Origin of the sequence: Pseudoflavonifractor sp. 60 (assembly GCF_009911645.1) — a bacterium.
Lineage (GTDB): Bacteria > Bacillota > Clostridia > Oscillospirales > Oscillospiraceae > Lawsonibacter.
Genome location: NZ_QWKI01000379.1, coordinates 1 through 365, shown reverse-complemented (window position 1 = coordinate 365; position 365 = coordinate 1). Strand labels below are relative to the sequence as shown.

The 365-nt window shown below is 60.5% G+C and carries 1 pseudogene; it reads left to right on the top strand.

The features are described 5' to 3' along the window. Positions 1–143: 143 nt before the first annotated feature. Positions 144–365 (top strand): annotated as a pseudogene (locus tag D1646_RS22490) (hypothetical protein); the annotation flags it as partial.

Genomic DNA, 365 nt, shown 5'->3' with positions numbered 1-365 from the left:
GGCAGGAGAAAATTACCGCCCAGAACGGCGTGCTCTACAGCGCGGAGGACGAGGGCCTGGCCACCTACATGGTGCAGATTGCCGTCCAGTTTATAAAAAAATTTCCTACCACAGACCCGTGGTTTATGTAAGGAGGCAGCATAATGGCATACAAATTCAGCACCCCCGCCGGCCAGACGGTGGACCGGAAGCTCTATCTGGTGTGCGGCAACAGCGGCACCGCCCAGGCCCCCAAGTGGGGCAGGCTGGGCAAGCGGGTTGAGGACAGCTCCGCCGAGCTGGACTGGGGGGAGGAGACCAAGCAGGACATCCTGGGGGACGCCTACACCACCATGAAGACCCCCACCATCTCCCAGACCTTCGAT